This window comes from Synechococcus sp. PH41509 (assembly GCF_020514285.1).
Classification (GTDB): Bacteria; Cyanobacteriota; Cyanobacteriia; order PCC-6307; family Cyanobiaceae; genus Parasynechococcus.
In genome coordinates this window covers 44,895-65,638 of record NZ_VTLD01000007.1, presented here as the reverse complement: position 1 = coordinate 65,638, position 20,744 = coordinate 44,895, and the positions used below count along the sequence as shown (strand labels likewise).

Below are 20,744 nucleotides of genomic sequence, written 5' to 3'. Positions count from 1 at the left end.
CACGGAACAAGATGCCGGCGGATCAAACGTCTCAAAGAACTGGCGCCGAAACCCCCAGTTCCCGCTCAATATCCGGCAAGGTCTCCAAGGGGGTTGAGAAACCGTTAATTAGAAGGCTCTTCTGAAGGCGACGTTCAGCATCCTGAGCAGTCACCGGCTGGGGGGGCTCCCAGTCGTACTCCTGCTCGTCCTGTTGACGCGACCGAGGACTGCGGGAGCCATCTCGCCCAGGAGTCGTTGGCGTCACGATGCCGCCGCCCAGCTCACCCAAAGCGGATTCCAAACCATCCAAGCGACCACTGACTTCATCCATCTGGCGCTTGAGATCCAAAAGCAGCTGCTGACCACTGTTCAAGGTGAAGCGTTGGCCATTGCTCGTCTCAACTTGCACCCTGCCTTCCCAGCTGAACACCTTGAACTGCTTGTCGGTGAACTCCAAAAAAACGGTGGTGCCCTGAATCGAAGCCGTGGCCAACCGGGTTTTGATCGAGAAGGGACTGCGATGCCGAGTCCCTGGCTTGATCCAACCGATGATGGAACCCTTCAACAGTTCGACGTCTGACGCACCCAAGCGCAACTGCGCATCACCACCCATGCGGAACTGACGCCCGTTGCCCAACATCACCTGCATGCGACCTGGCTTGGTCGTGCGCAACAAAGTATTCGTCTTCAGAGACTGACCCGAGCGTGCAGTGATCTCAGTAGCGCCGGGCAGCTTGACGAAGGCAGGCCCCGCCGGCACCTCAACAACACGAGGCTGAGCGGCACGACTGGGCATGGCCCAGAGTGCATTCCCGAGCAGCAGCACCACACCTGCCTGAACGAAAACTGCCTGTTTCAACATCTGTCATGCAGCAGTTTTTCAAGACTGGCAGCCGGACATGGATTACGCCACCAGCGAACCAAGACAACAACGACTTGACGTTGGTTGCAAAGTAAAAAATCCGTCGGCAGATTACGAGCATTGAGCGTCTTACACGCATGGCATACGAGAACGTTCTGAAAAATCCCGATAACTTCAATTTCGAGATTCAACAGCTTGGGGAAGCAACCTATGCCAACCCCTGCAGCCAAGAGATTTTTGTTGACGACTCAGAGAAAATTATTTTTTCCAGTCAGATCAAGAACCTGAATCATCAACTCGAAACATGCAAACAATTGCCGGCATTTGAGAAGGCCGGCGCCCGGGAAAGAATCTTTCACAATCTAGATACAACCCGCGCAGCAATCATCACCTGCGGCGGGCTATGTCCGGGGCTGAACAATGTGATCAAGGGACTGGTCAACGTCTTGGAACAGGACTATGGCGTCAAAGAGATTGTTGGCATTCGCTATGGCTACAAAGGCTTGACGCAACAATCAAATCAAGAACCGATCCAGCTGAATTCATCTGTTGTTGAACAGATTCATAAACAGGGCGGGACGATTCTTGGATCGTCGAGAGGCAATCAGGATCCAGAGATCATGGTGGACGAGCTCCAGCGTAGAAAAATCAATCTCCTGTTCTGCATCGGCGGCGATGGCACATTGAAGGGGGCTCAAGCAATCGCGGAAGCAGCCAACAAACGTCAAGCCAACATCAGCGTTGTCGGCGTGCCGAAAACCATCGACAACGATCTCGGTTTTGTTGAAAAAACCTTCGGCTTCGAAACCTCTGTGCAGGTAGCCTCAGAAATCATCACATCCGCCCACCACGAAGCAGAAGGTGCCGAAAACGGTATTGGAATCGTGAAGCTGATGGGTCGAGACTCTGGCTTTATTAGCGCCACAGCATCACTAGCCAATTCCATTGTGGATATCTGTCTTATTCCCGAGACCCCGTTTCAAATCAATGGGCCTGAAGGCATCTGTGCAGCGATTCAACGCAGACTGCAACGGAACAACCATGCTGTGATTGTTGTCGCAGAAGGGGCTGGGCAAGACCTTTTCAACAACAGTGAAAGCAAAGTAGACGCTTCCGGGAACATCCTCAAGGATGATATTGGAGAACTTCTTAAAAAGGAGATAACGGCATACTTCAAACAAAATAATCTCGCAATCAGCATCAAGTATCTGGATCCCAGCTATCACATCAGAAGCGTTTCAGCAAACGCAGCAGATGCAGTGTTTTGCCACCTACTTGCGGAACATGCCGTGCATGCAGGCATGAGCGGAAAAACTAATCTTGTGATCGGCTACTGGAACAATTTCTTCACCCATGTCCCCATTCATCTGGCCACAAAGGAACGGCGGATGGTTGACCTTGACAGCGCCCTCTGGCGTGGCGTCATCAGCGCAACCCAGCAGGACAAACATCCATAATCAGCACGAATTTGTACTGAAAAAACGAATAGGTGATGAATTGACTCGTCACCCAACTGGAACAAGATCAAAAAAGTTCCGGCCCTTACCCTGGAATCTCCCCACAATGAGCTTCGACGGGTCAGTGGGTCATGGTCCTGACATTGCAATGGTTACTCACAGTTGTTGGCCTGTTTGCCGGATTGATCACCAAGCGCATCTGTCAACGCTTCAGCATGCCACCGTTCCCTTGGCGCACTCCTTGGATTGCTCTACTGGCGCACACCACGGAACAGACGATCGAAAGCTTCCGCATTCCGATCTCAGCGGGGCTTGATCTCGGCCTCATCACAGGCATCCTCACTTCGATTGCCATTAGCCGGTGCCTAGTTTGGGTCGCTCTCGAAATCCTGCCAACTCTCCGGATTTTGCCGTCCAGTCCAAAAATCCTGCGAGATCTGATTTTCATTGTCGGCAGCTTGTTCCTAATCGCTCTGAACCTGAAGGAGCAAGCCAGCATCGACCTGGTGGGCCTGGTGACAACCTCAGCAGTTCTCACGGCTGTTGTTGGTTTAGCCGCCCAGGATCCACTGAAAGATCTGATCGGTGGGTTGAGCCTTCAACTCGAACAAGTAATCCGTGAAGGCGATTGGGTTGAAATTGATGGACACATTGGCCAAGTGCAATCAATCAGCTGGAGAGATACAGAAATTAACAGCCTTTATGGGTCAAGACTGATCTTTCCACATACGAATTCCAACTCCAGCACAATCGAAAATTTCACAAGCAATGGAGCCCATGGCAACAAGCTGATTATTGGACTGGATTACAGCATGCCGCCAGATATAGCCAAGAAAATAATGCAGAAGATCTCTGATAATCACCCGCTAGTTCTTCGATCACCAGCCAGCATCATTCGAATCCGCTCATACGAAGAGAGCTGCATCAACTACGAATGGATCAATTGGCAAAACGACTTCGGCCAAAGCCGTGCACTCCGTGGTGACCTGCAGGAACAGCTTTGGTATGCGCTACAACGCGAAGGCTTCAGCTTCCCATTCAGCGTTCGTGATGTACGAATTACAAAAAATACGCAGCAACCAAAACCACTCTCTCCTAGCAAAAATAATTCACTCCAAAGCATTCACCAACTCCTGAGAGACAACCAACTCTTTTCCATCCTTTCCGACAATCAGATTCAAAAAATGATTAAAATGGGCTCGTTCTACTCATACGGACCCGGAGAAATCATCGTCAAAGAAAACGAAGACGGAGACTCACTCTTTATGCTAATTAGTGGCAATATTTCTATCCAGAAATCATCAATTCCTCATGGCAATGCCGAAATAGCTCAACTCCAACGCGGAGACATCTTTGGGGAAATGACTGTTTTTACCGGAACTGCTCGGAGTGCAACAATTCAAAGCATCAGCAAAGTCGACCTGCTCGAGGTGAGTCGACAGGCGATCGCCGAACTCATCGATCAAGAGCCAGGCCTGATCGAGCGCTTTGGCCAATTGATCAGCGATCGGCAAGCTCAACTGGCTAAACTCACCATTCAATCGGTCCCACCCAACAGTCGAGACGTGGTGGGGCGCATGAAAGAACTCTTCCAAAGCCTGCTCTCGTAGCAGCGACCTCTGTTGTCACACGGCACCAAGTGCCGCAGCCAGTTCAGCTTGAGCTGCCTCAAGAGCACCAGGCAAGGCAGCACCATCGCGACCACCGGCCTGGGCCAGGTTCTGGCGACCACCACCGCCGCCGCCGCAGCGCTTGGCGATGCCACCGATGAACTTGCCGGCCTGGAGCTTGGCGCCGATCACCTGCTTGCCGAAGGCCGCCACCAGGATCACCTTGCCCAGATCGGCGGGATCCGGCAGACCACCGATCACCACAGCCGCGCCATCCCCCAGCTGATCCACCAGGCTCTGGGCCGCTCCCTGCAAACCGGCGCCATCGACCCCATCGAGGCGTTCCACCAGCAGCTGGAAGTCGCCCAAGGCCTCGGCCTTGGCGGCCAAAGCACCGGCCTTGGCCACCGCCAGTTCCGCCTGTACCGCCGCCAGCGCCTTACCGGTGGCCTTGAGCTCATCCTGAAGAGCCGCAACACGATCAACGATCTCGGCAGGCTGCGCCTTGAAGCGATCCCCCAGCTGCTTCACCACCGCATCGCGCTCGTTGAGATACGCGAGCACAGCGGGGCCAGCGACGGCTTCGATCCGGCGAATGCCTGCGGCGACGCCGCTTTCCGCCACGATCTTGAACAGACCGATCTCTGCGGTGTTGGCCACGTGGGTGCCGCCGCAGAGCTCCATCGACACACCGGGAACGTCGACAACCCGCACCACATCGGCGTACTTCTCCCCAAACATCGCCACAGCGCCGGCGGCTTTGGCCTGATCAATCGCCATCTCCTGCACGTCAAGCCCATGGGCTTCAGCAATCCAAGCGTTGATTAATGCTTCGATCTGCACCAGCTGCTCCGCCGTCACCGCATTGGGGGAGTGGAAGTCGAAGCGCAGTCGATCGAAATCCACCAAGGAACCGGCCTGGCCGATCCCCGGATCCACCACCTGCTTGAGCGCAGCCTGGAGAAGGTGGGTGGCGGTGTGATTCGCCTGGGCCCGGCGCCTGCAGGCACGATCCACCTGCGCCTTAACGGTCTCACCCAAGGCGAGCTCACCGCGTTCCACATGACCGGCATGCACGAACACATCACGGCTACGGCTCACGGAATCAATCCGCACGATCAGGTCCGTGCCAGCCAACAGCCCGCGATCGCCCACCTGGCCACCGCCTTCTCCATAGAAGGGTGTGGTGTCGAGCACCACCTGAACCGCATCACCAGCCTTCGCGGTGGTGGCCGGTTCGCCATTCACCACAAGAGCCTGTACGCAGGAGGCGTGGTCGAGAGCCACATACCCCTGGAAACAGGTCGCCGCCTGATCGGCTACCACCTGATCGATCGCATCCTGAAGCGTGAGATCGATGCTCACCGCAGCGGCCTTGGCCCGCTGACGCTGCTCCTCCATCGCCGCCTCGAAGCCATCGAGATCGACGGCTAAGCCCTGCTCCTCAGCAATTTCCTGGGTGAGCTCCAGGGGGAAGCCATAGGTGTCGTAAAGCTCAAAGGCCTGGGCGCCGTTGATCTGCGTTGGCTTGGACGCCAGCACCTCCGCGAGCAGCTTCTCACCGCGCTCCAAGGTCTCGAGAAAACGAGCCTCCTCCCGGTGGAGTTCGGCCAGAATCACCTCCTGCCGCTCAATCACGCTGGGGTGGGCCCCCTTCAGCAAAGCAATCGCCGCTTCCCCCATGGTGACCAAGAAGGGCTTGTCGATGCCCAGGAGGCGGCCATGACGCACCACCCGGCGCAACAGCCGCCGCAAGATGTAGCCGCGGCCCAGGTTGCTGGCGGTGACGCCATCACAGATCAGCTGCGTCACAGCACGGCTGTGATCGCCGATCACTTTCAACGACGTCTTGCCCTTGTCGTCGAGCTGGTGATAGTCGACCCCTGCCAGCTCCGCGGCCGCCTGGATTAACGGAAAGATCAGGTCGGTTTCGTAGTTGTTGGGGACCTTCTGCAGGATCTGAGCCATCCGCTCCAGACCCATGCCGGTGTCGATGTTGCGGTTCGCCAGCGGCGTGAGCGTGCCCTCAGCGTCGCGGTTGTACTGCATGAACACCAAGTTGTAGAACTCGATAAAGCGGTCGTCGTCCTCCAGATCGATGCCCTCATCACCCCGCTCAGGCGTGAAGTCGTAATAGATCTCCGAGCAGGGACCACAGGGCCCAGTCGGCCCCGAGGCCCAGAAGTTATCGGCCTCATCCATACGGATGATCCGCTTGGGATTCACCCCCACCACATCGCGCCAGATCTGCTCGGCTTCATCGTCTTCACGAAAGACACTCACCACCAGATTTTTGGGGTCGATGCCATAGACAACGGTGCTGAGCTCCCAGGCCCACTCAATCGCCTGCTGCTTGAAGTAGTCCCCAAAGGAGAAGTTGCCAAGCATCTCGAAAAAGGTGTGATGCCGGGCGGTGCGCCCCACGTTCTCAATGTCATTGGTGCGAATGCACTTCTGAGAACTGGTGGCCCGGGGCGCCGGTCTCTCCTGCTGGCCAAGAAAAACGGGCTTGAAGGGCAGCATTCCCGCAATGGTGAGCAACACCGTTGGGTCGTCGGGAATCAACGAGGCGCTGGCCATCCGCTTGTGGCCGCGCTCGGCGTAGAAATTCAGGAAAGCCTCACGGATCTCCTCACCGCTGCGCGGTGCAGACGCTGCAGAAGACGACGATGCGGCGGCGACCATGACAGGAAAGGGGGATCCTCCCGTCATGATCGCCTTTGAACCGCCGGCGCCCGTGGCCGTTCCTCCCAGTGATCCTGAGATTCGCCAGCGATTGAGACTGCAGTCGATCGGCTGGGCTCTGATTGCCGGCATCAGCGCGGGGCTGATCAGCCTGCCCTGGGGTTTGGAAGCAGCCGTGCGTTCTGGCGGTTGCGGTCTGTTTTACGGCCTACTGGCCTTCCACTTGCAGCGGGTGGACCCCGATGACGGGCATCTGCAAGCGGGTCTGGTGGGAGCGGTTTGCGGGCTGCGCAGCCTCGGCATGCCGCTACCCCTTGACAACTGGCAGGTCGATGGCCTGGCATCATTAGTACTGGAGCTTTTTCTGGCCTGGCTGCCGTTGATCGGCAGTGCTCTCCTGCTCCAAGGCACCCTCCGCTTCCTGCCCGCGTCGCGGCCATGAGCCTGCTGCACGCCACCTGGCTTCCCGCCATCCGTACCTCCAGCAGTTCCGGCCAACCGGCACTGCTCGTTTGGGCTGATACCTGGCGGGTGGCCACACCTGAAGGCCCAGGCCTCACCCCGGCGCTGCATCCCTTCACCCTGAGCCACGACGACCTCAAGGCCTGGCTCAGCGAACGCGACCTTCTGCCGGGCGGCAGCATCGATGCCACGGCTTGTCTCACCCTGCCGAGCCGCACGGTGAAGCCGCGCAAAAGCCGAAGCAAAGCAGCAGATCCAGCGCCAGAACCACCGGGCTGGACCGGGCTGCCGATGCAAGCCGGCGAACCGATCCCCAAACAAACGGAATGGTGGCCTTGGCAGGTGCAGGGGCTTGCGGTGGAACCCTCAGCAGCCACAGAGTGGCTGTCCCTCTTACCGCTGTCGGGGAGCAACCCTGACCTGGCCGATGAATTGCGCTGGTGGAGCCATCTGCAGCGCTGGGCACTGAGTCTGGTGGCCCGGGGCCGCTGGATGCCCCAGATGGAACTGAGCAAAGGAGAGGGATATCCCCATCGGGCTCGTTGGGTGCCGCTGCTTAACCGGGAAGAAGATCGACGCCGCCTGGAGGACCTGGCAGCCAGCCTTCCCCTGGTGGCCACCTGTGCCTTGCCCTGGCGCGAACCACTGGGGCGCCGCAGCAACCGCACGACCCGGTTGCGGCCAGAGGCGATGCGGGCCGCCAATCCCGTCGCCAGCTGCAGGCCCCGCAGCGGTCGCCTGCGGGTGGCGACCCTGCTGGAAGACCTTGTGGACGCCCAGCTACGCAAGGACTTCGAGCCCTCAAGTGATGGCCTTGATCCCCTGCTGACGCTCTGGCAGGAGGCCCTGGGATCAGAGACAGGGGTGATCGAGATCGGTGATGAGGAGGCCGAACGACTGGCCAGCGCAAGCCATCACTGGCGGGAAGGCATCGCCGGCGGATTCGCCGCGGCCCGGACCTGCCTGGAACTGCACACCCCACCAGATGGGGAGGATCTCTGGGAACTGCGCTTCGGGCTACAGGCGGAAGCCGACCCAAGCCTGAAGCTCCCGGCCGCAGCAGCCTGGGCCTCCGGCGCCGAAATGCTCCAACTGGGTGAGATCCAGGTGGACCAGCCCGGCGAAGTTCTGCTGGAGGGGCTCGGGCGGGCCCTGACGGTGTTCCCACCGATTGAACGGGGGCTGGAAAGCGCCACGCCAGACACGATGCAACTCACACCGGCTGAGGCCTTCGTGCTGGTGCGCACCGCAGCTCGGCAACTGCGGGACGCCGGTGTGGGTGTGGAACTGCCCCCGAGCCTCTCCGGTGGACTAGCCAGCCGACTGGGACTGGCGATCAAGGCTGAATTACCGGAGCGGTCGCGGGGCTTCACCCTCGGAGAGTGTCTGGATTGGGAATGGGATCTGATGATCGGTGGGGTGACGCTCACCCTGCGGGAACTGGAGCGACTCAGCGGCAAGCGCAGCCCCCTGGTGCGCCACAAAGGGGCCTGGATCGAACTGCGTCCGAACGACCTCAAGAACGCCGAACGCTTCTGTGGCGCCAAAGCAGAACTGAGCCTCGACGATGCACTGCGGTTGACGGGAACGGAAGGGGAGCTGCTGATGCGGATGCCGGTGCACCGCTTCGATGCCGGCCCACGGCTGCAGTCGGTGCTGGAGCAGTATCACCAGCAAAAAGCCCCCGACCCACTGCCGGCCCCAGAGGGATTCTGCGGCCAGTTGCGGCCTTATCAGGAGCGCGGCCTGGGCTGGCTCGCCTTCCTGCATCGGTTTGACCAAGGGGCCTGCCTGGCCGATGACATGGGCTTGGGCAAAACAATCCAGTTGCTGGCGTTTCTGCAGCACCTCAAGGCGGAGCAAGAATTGAAGCGCCCGGTGCTGTTGGTGGCGCCCACCTCAGTGCTCACCAATTGGCGAAGGGAAGCGGAAGCCTTCACCCCCGAGTTGGCGGTCACCGAGCACTACGGCCCGCGTCGTCCCTCCACACCGGCCGACCTGAAGAAAGCCTTGAAGGAGGTGGACTTGTTACTCACCAGCTACGGTCTGCTGCAACGCGACAGCGAACTGCTGGAAACCCAGGACTGGCAGGGGGTGGTCATTGATGAAGCCCAGGCGATCAAGAACCCCGGCGCCAAGCAGAGCCAAGCAGCCCGGGATCTGGCCCGCCCCGGACGAAGCAAAAGCAACCGCTTCCGCATCGCCCTCACCGGCACTCCAGTGGAAAACCGCGTTAGCGAACTGTGGGCGTTGATGGACTTCCTCAACCCCAAGGTGCTGGGGGAGGAGGACTTCTTCCGCCAGCGCTACAGGATGCCGATCGAGCGTTATGGCGACATGTCGTCTCTGCGCGACCTCAAGGGGCGAGTCGGACCATTCATCCTGCGCCGGCTCAAGACCGACAAAACGATCATCTCGGACCTTCCCGAAAAGGTGGAGCTGAGCGAATGGGTGGGACTGAGCAAAGAGCAGAAATCGCTTTACAGCAAAACCGTGGAAGACACGCTTGATGCCATTGCACGTGCTCCGCGCGGGCAGCGCCACGGCCAAGTGCTGGCCCTGCTCACCCGGCTGAAACAGATCTGCAACCATCCCGCCCTTGCCCTGAGCGAAGGAGCTGTGGATGACGGCTTCCTCGGCCGCTCCGCCAAGTTGCAGCGGCTGGAGGAGATCCTTGACGAGGTGATCGAAGCAGGCGACCGGGCCCTGCTGTTCACCCAGTTCGCCGAATGGGGGCATCTGTTGCAGGCGTGGATGCAACAACGCTGGAAGGCGGAGGTGCCCTTCCTGCACGGCGGCACCCGCAAGAGCGAACGTCAGGCGATGGTGGATCGCTTCCAGGAAGATCCCCGCGGTCCGCAGCTGTTCCTGCTCTCGCTAAAGGCCGGTGGTGTGGGCCTGAACCTCACCCGGGCCAGCCACGTGTTCCACATCGATCGCTGGTGGAACCCGGCCGTAGAAAACCAAGCCACCGACCGGGCCTACCGAATCGGCCAGACCAATCGGGTGATGGTGCATAAATTCATCACCAGCGGCTCGGTGGAAGAAAAAATCGATCGCATGATCCGAGAGAAATCACGCCTGGCGGAGGATGTAATCGGCTCCGGGGAGGATTGGCTCGGAAGCCTCGGTGGCGATCAATTGCGTGATCTCGTTTCCTTGGAGGACACCTGACCATGACCCTCAGCAACAACAGCACCAACGGCAGCACCGCCATCGGCGACGACGGCCTGGGCCAACAGCCCTGGTGGGTGGAGCAATGGATGGAGCTGATCAACGGTTACCGGTTCAAGAAACGGTTGGAGAGGGCCTGGGGCTACGCACGTGAAGGCCATGTGACGTCAATCCGCTTCGAAGGCCGCCGGGTCCACGCCCGGGTCCAAGGCACCGATGAAGCGCCTTACAAAGTGAAGCTCTGGCTGGACGTGCTGAGCGATGAAGACTGGGGCTACGTGTTGGAAGCCCTGACCCAGAAAGCACGCTGGTCGGCACAGCTGCTGGCGGGGATCATGCCCTCAGACATCGAACGGGCCTTTGCCGCCAGCGGAAAACGTCTGTTCCCGTTCAAGCTGCAGGAGGTGCGCAGCGAGTGCAGCTGCCCGGATAAAGCCAACCCCTGTAAACACATCAGCGCGGTGTATTTCCTGATGGGGGACCGCTTCAGTGAAGACCCCTTTGTGTTGTTCCAACTGCGAGGACGCACCCGGGCCCGGCTGTTGGAAGACCTGGCGGAACACCGGCGCAAGGCCCTGGCTGAGCGAGCTGCGGAGGCCAAGGAAGCGGGCATAACCAGCATCCCTGAAGAGGCCACCCCCCTGCCGCCCCATGCAGCTGTGCAGGACCCCGCCCTGTGGTGGCGCTACAACCGCAGCCTCGATGGCGACCTGGTGGTGATCACCCCGGCGATGGATGGAGACACTGGCCTGGATGCCGCCGGAGAGCTGCCACTGGCGGAAGACCCGCGCTTCGCCGATGCCCGAAGCACCTTCCTAAGCAACCTCAAGGCCCACGGCCAGGCCAGTGCCCAGAAGGCGATGCTGCAGGCCATGGCGGCCGGCAGCTGAAGCGGAGGCGAGCCATGGCCTGCGAAGCCGCCTGGCTCACCATGGACAAACAAGGACTGGCCGGACTGCTGCTGCAATCCCATCAACGGGCCTTCGACCGGCCACTGATCGCCTCAGCACAACCCAACCGCTCGAAGCGACTGATTTGCCAGGAACTGTTTGCGTGCGGTTTTCCAGTGCTGGCCCACGGCACCGAAAGTGATCCAAGGCTCAGTTACGCCAATGCGGCTGCGCTGCAGCTCTGGGAGACCAGCTGGCATGAGCTGATCGGCCTGCCCTCACGGCTCACCGCACCGGAAACCGAACGGGCAGAACGCAGCAACGCCCTGGGCCAGGCCAAACGTCTGGACGCAGTTCAGAACTATCAAGGCATTCGAATCAGCCGAAAAGGGCAGCAATTCATGCTCAACAACGCCCGTATCTGGACGCTCTGGGATGCAGAAGAGCGGGTGTGCGGCCAGGCGGCCTGCTTCAGCGACTGGTGGTGGCTTTAAAGAGATTCGGTTTCAACACCATCCCTGTGGTGCCAGCCGAACCTGGTGATGCAGACCGAATCAAAACGGTCGGTTCTCACCCTTCTGGTTCTCATCCAAGCGGCGCAGATTGTGATGGCGGGCGATCAATCCAGTCCGCAGATGTTCATTCTTCGGAGCAACCATCATGCTGACCCTCCGCCAATCCCCCTTCGATCTGTTCGAGCGTCTCGAGCAGCAAATGGCTACCGCAGAGCGCGTCCCCAACGCCGAAATCCGTGAAACCGAAACCAAGTACACCGTGCGACTGGAACTGCCGGGCGTGGACCGCGACTCCATCGACGTCAAGGCCACCGATCGCAATCTGGTGATCAGCGCCGAGCGCCCCGCAGACAACAGCGACGACACCAAGGCACCTCTGTTGAGCGAATTCCGCAGCGGCACCTGGAGCCGCAGCTTCCGTTTCCCCCACAGCCTCGATCGCGACCAGCTCAAGGCCAGCTATCGGGACGGCATTCTTGAAATCAACGCCGGCAAAGCTGTGGAGCACACCAGCGTTTCAGTGAAGATCGACAGCTGATCAGGACCCGGACACTGAACAGCCTTGGGGTGGACAAGCCCAACAGACCAAGACGAGAAGAACGGAAGCCCAACCCCTGCCCATGGCAGGGGTTTTTTGCTGGAACCAAGGCTGAATCAGCCGCCAAGGCCCAGGAAGAAGCGGCCAATGAACAGCAGGCTGAAGCCGCTGAAGAACACCAGGCCAAACCAGCAGAAGGCCTGGGTGAGCCGCCCGTAACGGTGCTCCACAGGAACCAAGGGGCTGTTGATCGTGTCCATCGCCATCCAGGCGAACAGAGGAGCGGTGAGGAAACTGCCGGTCATCGCCCCGAAGACGAAATCCTTCACCCCGATCCCGCCGGTCTTGGCCACCACCAGCGCCAACACAGCCGCCAAAAAATGCACGATCACCCAAATGTCAAAGCGACGCTGCATGGGCCCAGGCGCTGAATCCCCACTGTCGTGATGACGCAGCAAGCCCTGGATCGCCGCAATGCTGCGGGGGTAGGCATCAAGGCAGGTGAGGGTGGTGCTGAACATGGCGAAAAAGGCCGCCGGAATGATCACCCAGGCCGCCCAACCGCCCATGGCGGCGGTATAGAGCTTGTGATCAGCTTCTGAGCGAAGGACACACCACTGCCAGCGAGCATTCCCTCACCGCTGCCGTACATCGTGAAGGCGCCAAGGATCACGAAGAACATCGCCGTCACCACGGTGACGCCATAGCCGAGGTTGAAATCAAATTCCGCTTCCTTCGGCGTTGCGGTGTGGTCGGTATCCCGGGCACGGGAGAACATCCACAAGGATGGCCACACGCACATCTCCACCGGACCGGGCATCCAGCCCATCAGGGGAATCAAAAAGGCCAGGTTGGCGAGGGTCCAGGGACTGGGATCCGTGCTGACCCAACTCGCTGCCACATCACCGACGGGGCCGCGAATCAACAACGATGCGGCCGCGATCCCTGTGAGAAAGGTGAGCAGCACCACCAAAAGCTTGGAGAGACGGTCCAAAGCGCGGTAGTGCCCCAACAGCAGCACAAGGCCACTTACCACAAGCACGGCGATCGACAGTCCATAGGGATCCAATCCCGCCAGCAGGGGGATGTTGGTGAGCAGCAGCCCCGCAACAAAACTCACTGCAGCGATGGTGAAGGTGCCTGTCACCAGGCTCACCACCAAATACAGCGGGAGGTAGAGCGGATTGCGTTGCTGGAAGCCCTCCAGCAACGACAGTCCGGTGGCCGCCGTGAAGCGGGTACCCACCCGCAGGAACGGGTATTTGATCAGATTGGTGAGCAGGATCAGTCCCACCAGCGCAAAGCCGAAGCGGGCTCCCGCCGTGGTGGAAGACATCAGGTGCGATCCACCAATGCAGGCACCGGCCAACAGGATCCCAGGACCAATGCTGCGTCGCAGCGTCGATGACGCCATCACAAGGTTGCAGTTGCTACCAGTCTCCGCCGCCTTCCCCCGCTCAATCTCCGTAGAGTCGACTTCCGTCACGGTCGGTTTCATGGTCGTCGCTCCTGCTGCTCCGAAGCTGTCGCTTCAGTGCGAGGCCATTGCAGACGACACCAGCACGATTCGTTCCCTGGACTGGGATCGCAGCCGCTTCGATATCGAATTTGGCCTGCGCAACGGCACCACCTACAACGCCTTCCTGGTGCGGGGAGAACGCACCGCCCTGATCGACACCAGCCACGCCAAGTTCCGCGATACCTGGATTCCCCTGCTCAAGGAGCAAATCGATCCAATCGCGATTGATGTGTTGATCGTGAGCCACACGGAGCCGGACCATTCCGGACTAATTGGGGATCTGATCGACCTCAACCCAAACATTGAAATCGTCGGATCGAAGGTGGCGCTGCAGTTCCTGCAGGACCAGGTGCACCGGCCCTTCAAATCCCGTGCCGTGAAATCCGGGGAAGAATTGGATCTCGGCACGAACCCAGACAGCGGCATTCAGCACCGCTTCGAATTCCTGAGCGCTCCGAACCTGCACTGGCCAGACACGATCTTTTCCTTCGATCACGGCACGGGCATCCTCTACACCTGCGACGCCTTCGGCCTGCATTACTGCTCCGATGATGTCTTCGACGCCGACCCCGGCGCCATCGCTCCCGATTTCCGCTTCTACTACGACTGCTTGATGGGCCCAAATGCCCGCAGCGTTCTGCAGGCCCTCAAGCGCATGGATGGCCTGCCGGAGATCAACACGATCGCCGTGGGCCATGGCCCCCTGCTACGCCATCACCTCAGCCACTGGATCAGTGACTACCGCGACTGGAGTGGTCAACGCAGCAAGGGAGAGAGTTATGCAGCCGTCTGTTATCTGAGCCAGTACGGCTTCTCCGATCGGATCAGCCAGGCCATTGCCCACGGCATCGGCAAGGCGGATGCCCAGGTGCAACTGGTGGACTTGCGGGCCACCGATCTGCAGGAACTCACCGCACTTATTGGCGACGCCAAGGCTGTTGTGGTGCCGACCTGGCCATCGGAACCGGAACCTGATCTCCAGGCCTCGATCGGCACCCTGCTGGCGGCCCTTCATCCCAAGCAACTGGTGGGGGTCTACGACGCCTTCGGCGGCAACGATGAGCCGATCGACGCCGTCGCCGATCAACTGCGCAGCCAGGGGCAGAAACCAGCATTCAGACCATTGCGGATCAAACAACTGCCACAGGGCAGCGACTATCAACGTTGCGAAGAGGCGGGCACCGACCTTGGTCAGCTGCTCACCAAGGAGAAGACAATCGCGGCGATGAAAAGCCTCGATGGCGACCTCGACAAGGCTCTTGGTCGCATCAGTGGTGGCCTCTATGTGGTCACCGCAAGCCAGGGGGATGGCGAGTCGCAGCGCCGCAGCGCCATGGTGGCCAGCTGGGTGAGCCAAGCCAGCTTCACACCACCGGGGCTCACGATTGCTGTAGCCAAAGACCGTGCGATCGAAGCACTGATGCAGGTCGGCGACAGGTTCGTGCTGAATGTTCTCCGGCAGGACAACCACCAGGAGCTGATGCGTCATTTCCTCAAACGCTTCCCCCCTGGTGCCGATCGTTTCGCCGGGGTGAATGTGCTGGAAGGAACAGCCGATGGAGGCCCGGTGCTGGCCGATGCACTGGCTTTTCTTGGCTGCCGGGTGGAGCAGCGGATGGAAGGCCCCGATCACTGGATCATCTATGCCGTCGTGGAGCAAGGCAACGTGGCCGATGCCGAAGCCAGCACCGCGGTGCATCACCGCAAGGTGGGCAACCACTACTGAGATTGCAGCCGATCAAGTGCGTCCAGCAGGTTGGCCAGAACGGTGCGCACGTGCTGGCTTCTTTGCCACTCACGACGGTTGAACAGCTGATCGACCAGCCGCCACCAGCCCTCGCCAGCTGGCTGGCAAAGGCCAATACCTTGGTGGTGAGGCGCCAGAAACACCGCCGCAGCCAAGAGGTTGGTGCCGAAACCCAGTACACACCAAGGTGAACTCCCTTCACGAGGCCATCCGCTGGACAGCCGCACCTCCAGGGGGTCTGTCGATGCAAGCACCTGCAGCACAGCGTTGGGGCGCAGCGGACGCAACAGCTGGTCGATCAACCCATGGTGCGCCTCATTCCTGGGATGGGCTTGCACCGCCACCGGCGCAGCCGCGGGAAGGTGGCGCAACGCTGAACCAACGGCACGCCTGAAATACGAACGGTTTTCGATCACTGGCGCCTGGCGCCAACCCAGGGATCGGCCCATCAAGCGCCAGCGAAAGCGCCATGACTGCAGCTTGAGGTAAGGCAAACAAAGCATCACCCCCATGAAGGGACTGCTGTTGGAGGACGTGGTCTCGGCCAATGACGCACGACAGACCGCGCAAAGGTCGAGCAGACAACGCAGCCGTGCCAAATCAACAGGCTGATCCAAGGGAACAAGCGGATCCTGTCGGACCACAGCTCGCCCTTCAGAGCACCGCAATCGCTGCAGCACCCGTCGGCGTTCCCGACGGCCGGCAGGTGAATACAGGCAGGTCTCGACCCCAATCGATTCCCCCAGCTCCACCACCTCAGAAGCCTGATACCCAAGCAGCATTCGCTGCCCTTCGCGGTCGTCCAACCGCGGCAGCAGCAACAGGCTGCACTTGAGCGGCTCGGGCCCAATCAACACGCTGTCCCCAGCGCTGAGCCGGAGCACTCCGAACTGATCTGGGGGGATCTGGATGAACTGACATTGATGCCCATCCTGGGCGGCGAGCTGATGCAAGAGCGGCTGGAAGGCCTTGCTCGAATGACTCAGATCGTCGCGATAGAGCGAAACAACGTGCAGCCGGGTCCCCCGGATTCCCCGCCAACGCAGATAGGCCAGAGCCGAAAGGGTGGTGATCAGCTGGGAGGAGAGAACAACAACGCTCTGCGGCACAGGTCTGCTGGTCTCATCAACAACACGCCTACATTCAACTTGCTTCGAAGATGAGCGTGACCAGCACCGCAACCACGCGTCGCACGATCCAACTGCTGATCGACGATGGGGTCGTTGGTCTCCGCGGTCTGAGCCCCGAACGCCACCGCTTTGAACTGGAGTACGCCCTGGAGCGGGGAAGCACCGCCAACAGCGTGTTGTTTGAGGCCGGTGATGGTGCCCCTGCCGTGTTGGTTCACCCTCCAGGTGTGGCCTACAGCGCAGCCTTTCTTCCGGTGCTTGCCGACGCCCTACCCAGCAACGATGCACCGCTGCTGGTGGTCGTGGGTCACGTCAATCCCAACCGCGTTGCCTTGCTGCGGGATTTAGCGGAGGCCTATGCCGGGCTGGAACTGATCGTCTCCAACCCGGGCGCCAAGTTGATCAAGGAACTGTGGAGCCAACGCAAACCGGCCCCGCCCGGAGAAACGAGCGAACAACCACCCTTGCCCGCCCTGCCGCCCCTGCGGATCATCCGCCAGGAGCAAACGCTTCCCCTAAGCCATCAGCGCAGCCTGATGCTGCTGCCGGCCCCAACCCCCCGTTGGCCTGGAGGGTTGCTGGCGTTTGAGGAAAGCCTCGGCTTGCTGATGAGCGACAAATTCTTCAGTGCCCACCTCTGCACGGACAGCTGGGCCGAAAGCAACCGCAGCAGCACAGAAGAAGAGCGCCGTCACTTCTATGACTGCCTGATGGCTCCCATGGCCAGTCAGGTGGATGCCCTAGTGGAACGGCTCGAAGAGCTCGATATCCGCACCATCGCGCCGGGCCATGGCCCCGCGATCGAAGCCAGTTGGCGCAGCCTGCTCAGTGACTACCGCCGCTGGGGAGAAGGCCAGCAGAACGCCAGCCTGACGGTGGCCCTGCTGTTCGCCAGCGCCTACGGCAACACCGCGGCCATTGCCGACGCCCTGGCCCGCGGGGTCAGCCGCACCGGCATCCGGGTGAGCAGCTTGAACTGCGAATTCACCCCGGCCGATGAACTGGTGAGCACCATCCAGCAGGCCGATGCCGTGTTGATCGGCTCACCGACCCTGGGAGGACATGCCCCCACGCCGATTGTTTCGGCCTTGGGCACCCTGTTGGCGGAAGGAGATCGCAACAAGCCCGTGGGGGTGTTCGGCAGCTTCGGCTGGAGCGGCGAGGCGGTGGATCTGCTGGAAACCAAGCTGCGGGACGGCGGCTTCAGCTTTGGCTTCGAGCCGATCCGGGTGAAGTTCAGTCCAGATGCCGCACGGGTGAAGGAGCTGGAAGAGACCGGCACCCGTTTCGCCCGCCAACTGCTGCAGAGCCAGAAGCGAGCGCAGCGGCGCAGTGCTGGGGGATTGAGTGAAAGCCGCAGCGATCCAGCGGTCCTGGCCCTGGGCCGCGTGATCGGCTCCCTCTGCGTGCTCACCACACGCAAAGCCGATCTAAGCGGCGCCATGGTGGCGAGCTGGGTGAGTCAGGCGAGCTTCAGTCCTCCTGGCATCACCGTGGCAGTCGCCAAAGACCGCGCCGTGGAAGCCTTGCTGCACAAGGGCGATCGCTTCGCCTTGAACGTTTTGGCAGAAGGTCGCGAAACAGCAGCGATGAAGCAATTCCTGCAACCGTTCGAGCCCGGTGCTGATCGCTTTGCAGGCCTTGAGCTCGACACAAGCCCCGCCGAACAGCCGTTGCTGCCGGATGCCCTGGCCTGGCTAGACGGGAAAGTAAGCCAGCGGATGGAATGCGGCGACCACTGGCTGATCTACGCCGAGGTGGATCACGGTGGGGTGCTGGATGCGAAGGGCAGCACTGCGGTGCACCAACGCCGCAGCGGCGCCAACTACTGAGCCGGCAACCCGTACCATCGCCTAACTCATAGTGAGTATGAGTTAGGCGTAGTCTGTTGAAACGATCGCTTCTCCTCGATGGACCTCTCCAAGCCATCCACCCACGCCAATCTCGAAGCCGCTTTCGGCGGCGAGAGCATGGCCAACCGCAAGTACCTGTTCTTTGCGGATGTGGCCAAACAACTGGGTCACAAAGACCTGGCCAAGTTGTTTCGTGAAACCGCGACCCAAGAAACAGAGCATGCCTTTGCACACTTCCGCCTACTGCATCCCGAATTAGTGGTGGGCAACCCCGACCAGCTCAGCGACAACGAGAAGCAAGCGATGCTGACCCGCTGCCTGGAACTGGCGATTGAAGGCGAAACCTACGAGTACACAACGATGTATCCGGAGTTCGCCGCCCAGGCCCGTCAGGACCGGGACAGCGGAGCTGAGGTGGAATTTGCCGAGCAAAGCAGCGAATCCAAGGAGCATGCCGGCAGCTTCCGGACCGCCGCTAAGAACTTCGGCCTGCTAACCCCGATCGAACAGCATCACGCCGAAACCTATGGCGTCGCCCTGGAGGCACTGCAAGGCAAAGGAACGGCAGGCCAGGCCGATCAACCCCTTCCAGGCAAATGGATCTGCAAGGTGTGCTCGATGATCTACGACCCCGCCGAGGGAGATCCGGATTCCGGCATCGCCGCAGGCACACCCTTTGAAGCGATTCCAGACGATTGGGAGTGTCCGATCTGCGGCGCCCGCAAAGCCAACTTTGCCCCCTACCGGGAAGCCGAGTTGAAGGCCGCCTGACCCTTACTCCCAGGTCCGTCAGCGCATCGTCCAAGCGCGGCGGGCCTTGTTGTGAGAACAAGGCAGAACTTGCACGATTCAATCAAGTTCCGAATTCTCCATGCCCTCCGATCTCATCGTTCTGTCAGCAAGCAATGGCGAGAACCTCAAGTTGGCTGAACGCTTCGTGAAGGCCGCAGCGGCTCAGAACGCCACTGCCGAACTGATCGACCTGACGCAGCTCGACCTGCCTCTGTTCACACCGAGAGTCAAGGAAGCGGGTGCCGGCCCCGATCTTGAGACCCTGCACGACAAGCTGCAGCACACTCCGCGCTGGGTCATCTGCGCACCGGAATACAACGGCTCAATTCCGCCATCCCTCACCAATGCCATTGCCTGGCTCTCGGTGACAGGAGATGACTTCCGAGCCCTCTTCAACGGGCGGCCAATTGCCATGGCCACCTTTTCCGGTGGTGGCGGCATGGAACTGCTCCTTTCGCTGCGCATCCAGCTGACGCACCTTGGAGCCCAGGTCGTCGGGCGACAGCTGCTCAGCAACTACGCCAAGCCACCTCAAGACGACAGCATCGCCGACCTGGTGCAACGGCTGCTGCAGATGACTCCCATTCAGCTCTGAACCCAACACCTCGCCACGCATATCCCCTTTCCAAGCGTTACCTGTCAACACTCCATCACTGCGGATGCGCCCGGCTTCCGAGCGCTTTCACACTCAACTGGTCTGACTTGAGTTCTGGCACAGCTTTTCGTTAAGCGGCCATCAGAATCCGAACTGGATGGGCTTCGGCCCCTTGCGGGTGATCAACGACGACACCATCTCTGCTGGAAAGGGTTCCGGCATACACCACCACCTGTGGGGGCACGACTGACAGGCCGTTGCGATCTCGCAAACTGATCTCCGTTTGATCACTTGAACGCAGCAATCCGGAAGAGATTCGGTGCAAGCGCGCAACACCAGATCTTGCGCCCTGAAATGACGGAGTCACTTTCAAACAAACCCTTGAGCGATGGGATTCATGAACGGTCATGAAGCCGCGGTGCGTTACCGCGGATTCCTTCTGATGCCTCAAACAAATCGAAGCTGGTTGGTGCGACCTGAACGCAGTCCCATGCTGCTTCTGCCATTCCGCACACCGACCTGCTCATTGGCCGACGTCAAAGCCCTTTTGGACTGGCGTCTTTCGCAGGAAGCATCAGAAATCGGAGTGGCCTGAATTCAGGCCGCTGCCGGTGGAGGGGTGGGATCGCCCACCGGTTGAAGAGGAATGACGAGGGTGGCCCAGTGATCGGGCCGCTCAGGGCGGCTGCGACGGGAGCGGCGAGTACCGAACGGAACCCGAATCACATTCGTTCCTTCAATCGACAAAGTGTGGCCACGATTGAAGGCCGACTCAAGACCGTCCGGAAGTTGAGGAAGGGCAGGTCCTTCAACGGTCCTGAGGCCAGATTTCTTGATGTTGTCCCGATCCATGGTGTCCCCCGACAGACGAATCAGTTGTCGAACAGTTTGACCGAACCCGCAAGGGCGATGAACGGAATCAAACCAATTTTT

The 20,744-nt window shown here is 60.1% G+C and carries 16 protein-coding genes and 2 pseudogenes; 13 read left to right on the top strand and 5 right to left on the bottom strand.

Translation table 11 applies throughout. The annotated features are described in order from the left end of the window. Window positions 1-31: 31 nt before the first annotated feature. Window positions 32-841 carry a FecR family protein gene (locus FZZ88_RS03525; protein ID WP_166016327.1) on the bottom strand — a complete coding sequence of 270 codons (810 nt, stop codon included), beginning with the start codon at window positions 839-841 and terminating at the stop codon, window positions 32-34. A 140-nt stretch (window positions 842-981) separates the two neighbouring features. Between FZZ88_RS03525 and FZZ88_RS03520 the strand changes: the two genes are divergently transcribed. Together FZZ88_RS03520 and FZZ88_RS03515 are read left to right on the top strand one after the other, a co-directional pair. Beyond that, complete coding sequence (locus tag FZZ88_RS03520; protein ID WP_166016325.1) at window positions 982-2,301, top strand: ATP-dependent 6-phosphofructokinase; 1,320 nt, start codon at window positions 982-984, stop codon at window positions 2,299-2,301. Window positions 2,302-2,432: 131 nt separating this feature from the next. Then, window positions 2,433-3,911, top strand: coding sequence for a mechanosensitive ion channel family protein (locus tag FZZ88_RS03515; protein WP_166016323.1), 1,479 nt, complete (start codon window positions 2,433-2,435; stop codon window positions 3,909-3,911). Window positions 3,912-3,926: 15 nt separating this feature from the next. Here FZZ88_RS03515 and alaS read toward each other — a convergent pair whose 3' ends face one another. Further along, window positions 3,927-6,596, bottom strand: coding sequence for an alanine--tRNA ligase (gene alaS, locus FZZ88_RS03510; protein WP_166016475.1), 2,670 nt, complete (start codon window positions 6,594-6,596; stop codon window positions 3,927-3,929). Window positions 6,597-6,621: 25 nt separating this feature from the next. Here alaS and FZZ88_RS03505 point away from each other — a divergent pair, with 25 nt between their 5' ends. The 5 genes from FZZ88_RS03505 to FZZ88_RS03485 all read left to right on the top strand — a co-directional run bounded on the left by FZZ88_RS03505 (window position 6,622) and on the right by FZZ88_RS03485 (window position 12,175). Continuing rightward, the gene (locus FZZ88_RS03505) at window positions 6,622-7,038 is read left to right on the top strand and encodes a hypothetical protein (protein WP_166016321.1); all 417 of its coding nucleotides are present in this window, start codon (window positions 6,622-6,624) and stop codon (window positions 7,036-7,038) included. Next, entirely contained in the window at window positions 7,035-10,232 is a 3,198-nt protein-coding gene (locus FZZ88_RS03500) for a DEAD/DEAH box helicase (protein WP_166016319.1), read from the top strand. The genes FZZ88_RS03505 and FZZ88_RS03500 overlap by 4 nt, the downstream gene beginning before the upstream one ends. Before the next feature lie 2 nt (window positions 10,233-10,234). Beyond that, the gene (locus FZZ88_RS03495) at window positions 10,235-11,122 is read left to right on the top strand and encodes an SWIM zinc finger family protein (protein ID WP_166016317.1); all 888 of its coding nucleotides are present in this window, start codon (window positions 10,235-10,237) and stop codon (window positions 11,120-11,122) included. Window positions 11,123-11,136: 14 nt separating this feature from the next. Next, window positions 11,137-11,616 carry an MEKHLA domain-containing protein gene (locus FZZ88_RS03490; protein WP_166016315.1) on the top strand — a complete coding sequence of 160 codons (480 nt, stop codon included), beginning with the start codon at window positions 11,137-11,139 and terminating at the stop codon, window positions 11,614-11,616. Between the two features lie 166 nt (window positions 11,617-11,782). Next, window positions 11,783-12,175, top strand: coding sequence for an Hsp20/alpha crystallin family protein (locus tag FZZ88_RS03485; protein ID WP_166016313.1), 393 nt, complete (start codon window positions 11,783-11,785; stop codon window positions 12,173-12,175). 116 nt (window positions 12,176-12,291) lie between these two features. On the opposite strand, the pseudogene FZZ88_RS03480 reads toward FZZ88_RS03485, so the two are convergent. Beyond that, window positions 12,292-13,589 (bottom strand): annotated as a pseudogene (locus FZZ88_RS03480) (NRAMP family divalent metal transporter). Between the two features lie 82 nt (window positions 13,590-13,671). On the opposite strand from FZZ88_RS03480, the gene FZZ88_RS03475 reads away from it, so the two are divergent. Beyond that, entirely contained in the window at window positions 13,672-15,420 is a 1,749-nt protein-coding gene (locus FZZ88_RS03475; RefSeq protein ID WP_166016311.1) for a diflavin flavoprotein, read from the top strand. Here the strand turns inward: FZZ88_RS03475 and FZZ88_RS03470 are convergent. Continuing rightward, on the bottom strand, window positions 15,414-16,550 hold the full coding sequence (locus FZZ88_RS03470) for a hypothetical protein (RefSeq protein WP_166016308.1): 1,137 nt from the start codon (window positions 16,548-16,550) through the stop codon (window positions 15,414-15,416). The two genes, FZZ88_RS03475 and FZZ88_RS03470, sit on opposite strands and share 7 nt — an antisense overlap. 50 nt (window positions 16,551-16,600) lie before the next feature. Between FZZ88_RS03470 and FZZ88_RS03465 the strand changes: the two genes are divergently transcribed. From FZZ88_RS03465 to FZZ88_RS03445, 5 genes and pseudogenes are all read left to right on the top strand, one after another. Beyond that, entirely contained in the window at window positions 16,601-18,403 is a 1,803-nt protein-coding gene (locus FZZ88_RS03465) for a diflavin flavoprotein (protein WP_166016306.1), read from the top strand. A 78-nt stretch (window positions 18,404-18,481) separates the two neighbouring features. Beyond that, complete coding sequence (locus FZZ88_RS03460; RefSeq protein ID WP_166016304.1) at window positions 18,482-19,195, top strand: rubrerythrin family protein; 714 nt, start codon at window positions 18,482-18,484, stop codon at window positions 19,193-19,195. Window positions 19,196-19,295: 100 nt separating this feature from the next. After that, entirely contained in the window at window positions 19,296-19,811 is a 516-nt protein-coding gene (locus FZZ88_RS03455; protein ID WP_166016303.1) for an NADPH-dependent FMN reductase, read from the top strand. Window positions 19,812-19,875: 64 nt separating this feature from the next. Beyond that, window positions 19,876-20,043: pseudogene (locus FZZ88_RS03450) on the top strand (pirin family protein); the annotation flags it as partial. A gap of 156 nt (window positions 20,044-20,199) precedes the next feature. Further along, entirely contained in the window at window positions 20,200-20,406 is a 207-nt protein-coding gene (locus FZZ88_RS03445) for a hypothetical protein (RefSeq protein ID WP_166016301.1), read from the top strand. A gap of 2 nt (window positions 20,407-20,408) precedes the next feature. Here FZZ88_RS03445 and FZZ88_RS03440 read toward each other — a convergent pair whose 3' ends face one another. Continuing rightward, the gene (locus FZZ88_RS03440) at window positions 20,409-20,663 is read right to left on the bottom strand and encodes a hypothetical protein (protein WP_115024581.1); all 255 of its coding nucleotides are present in this window, start codon (window positions 20,661-20,663) and stop codon (window positions 20,409-20,411) included. Window positions 20,664-20,744 lie beyond the last annotated feature (81 nt).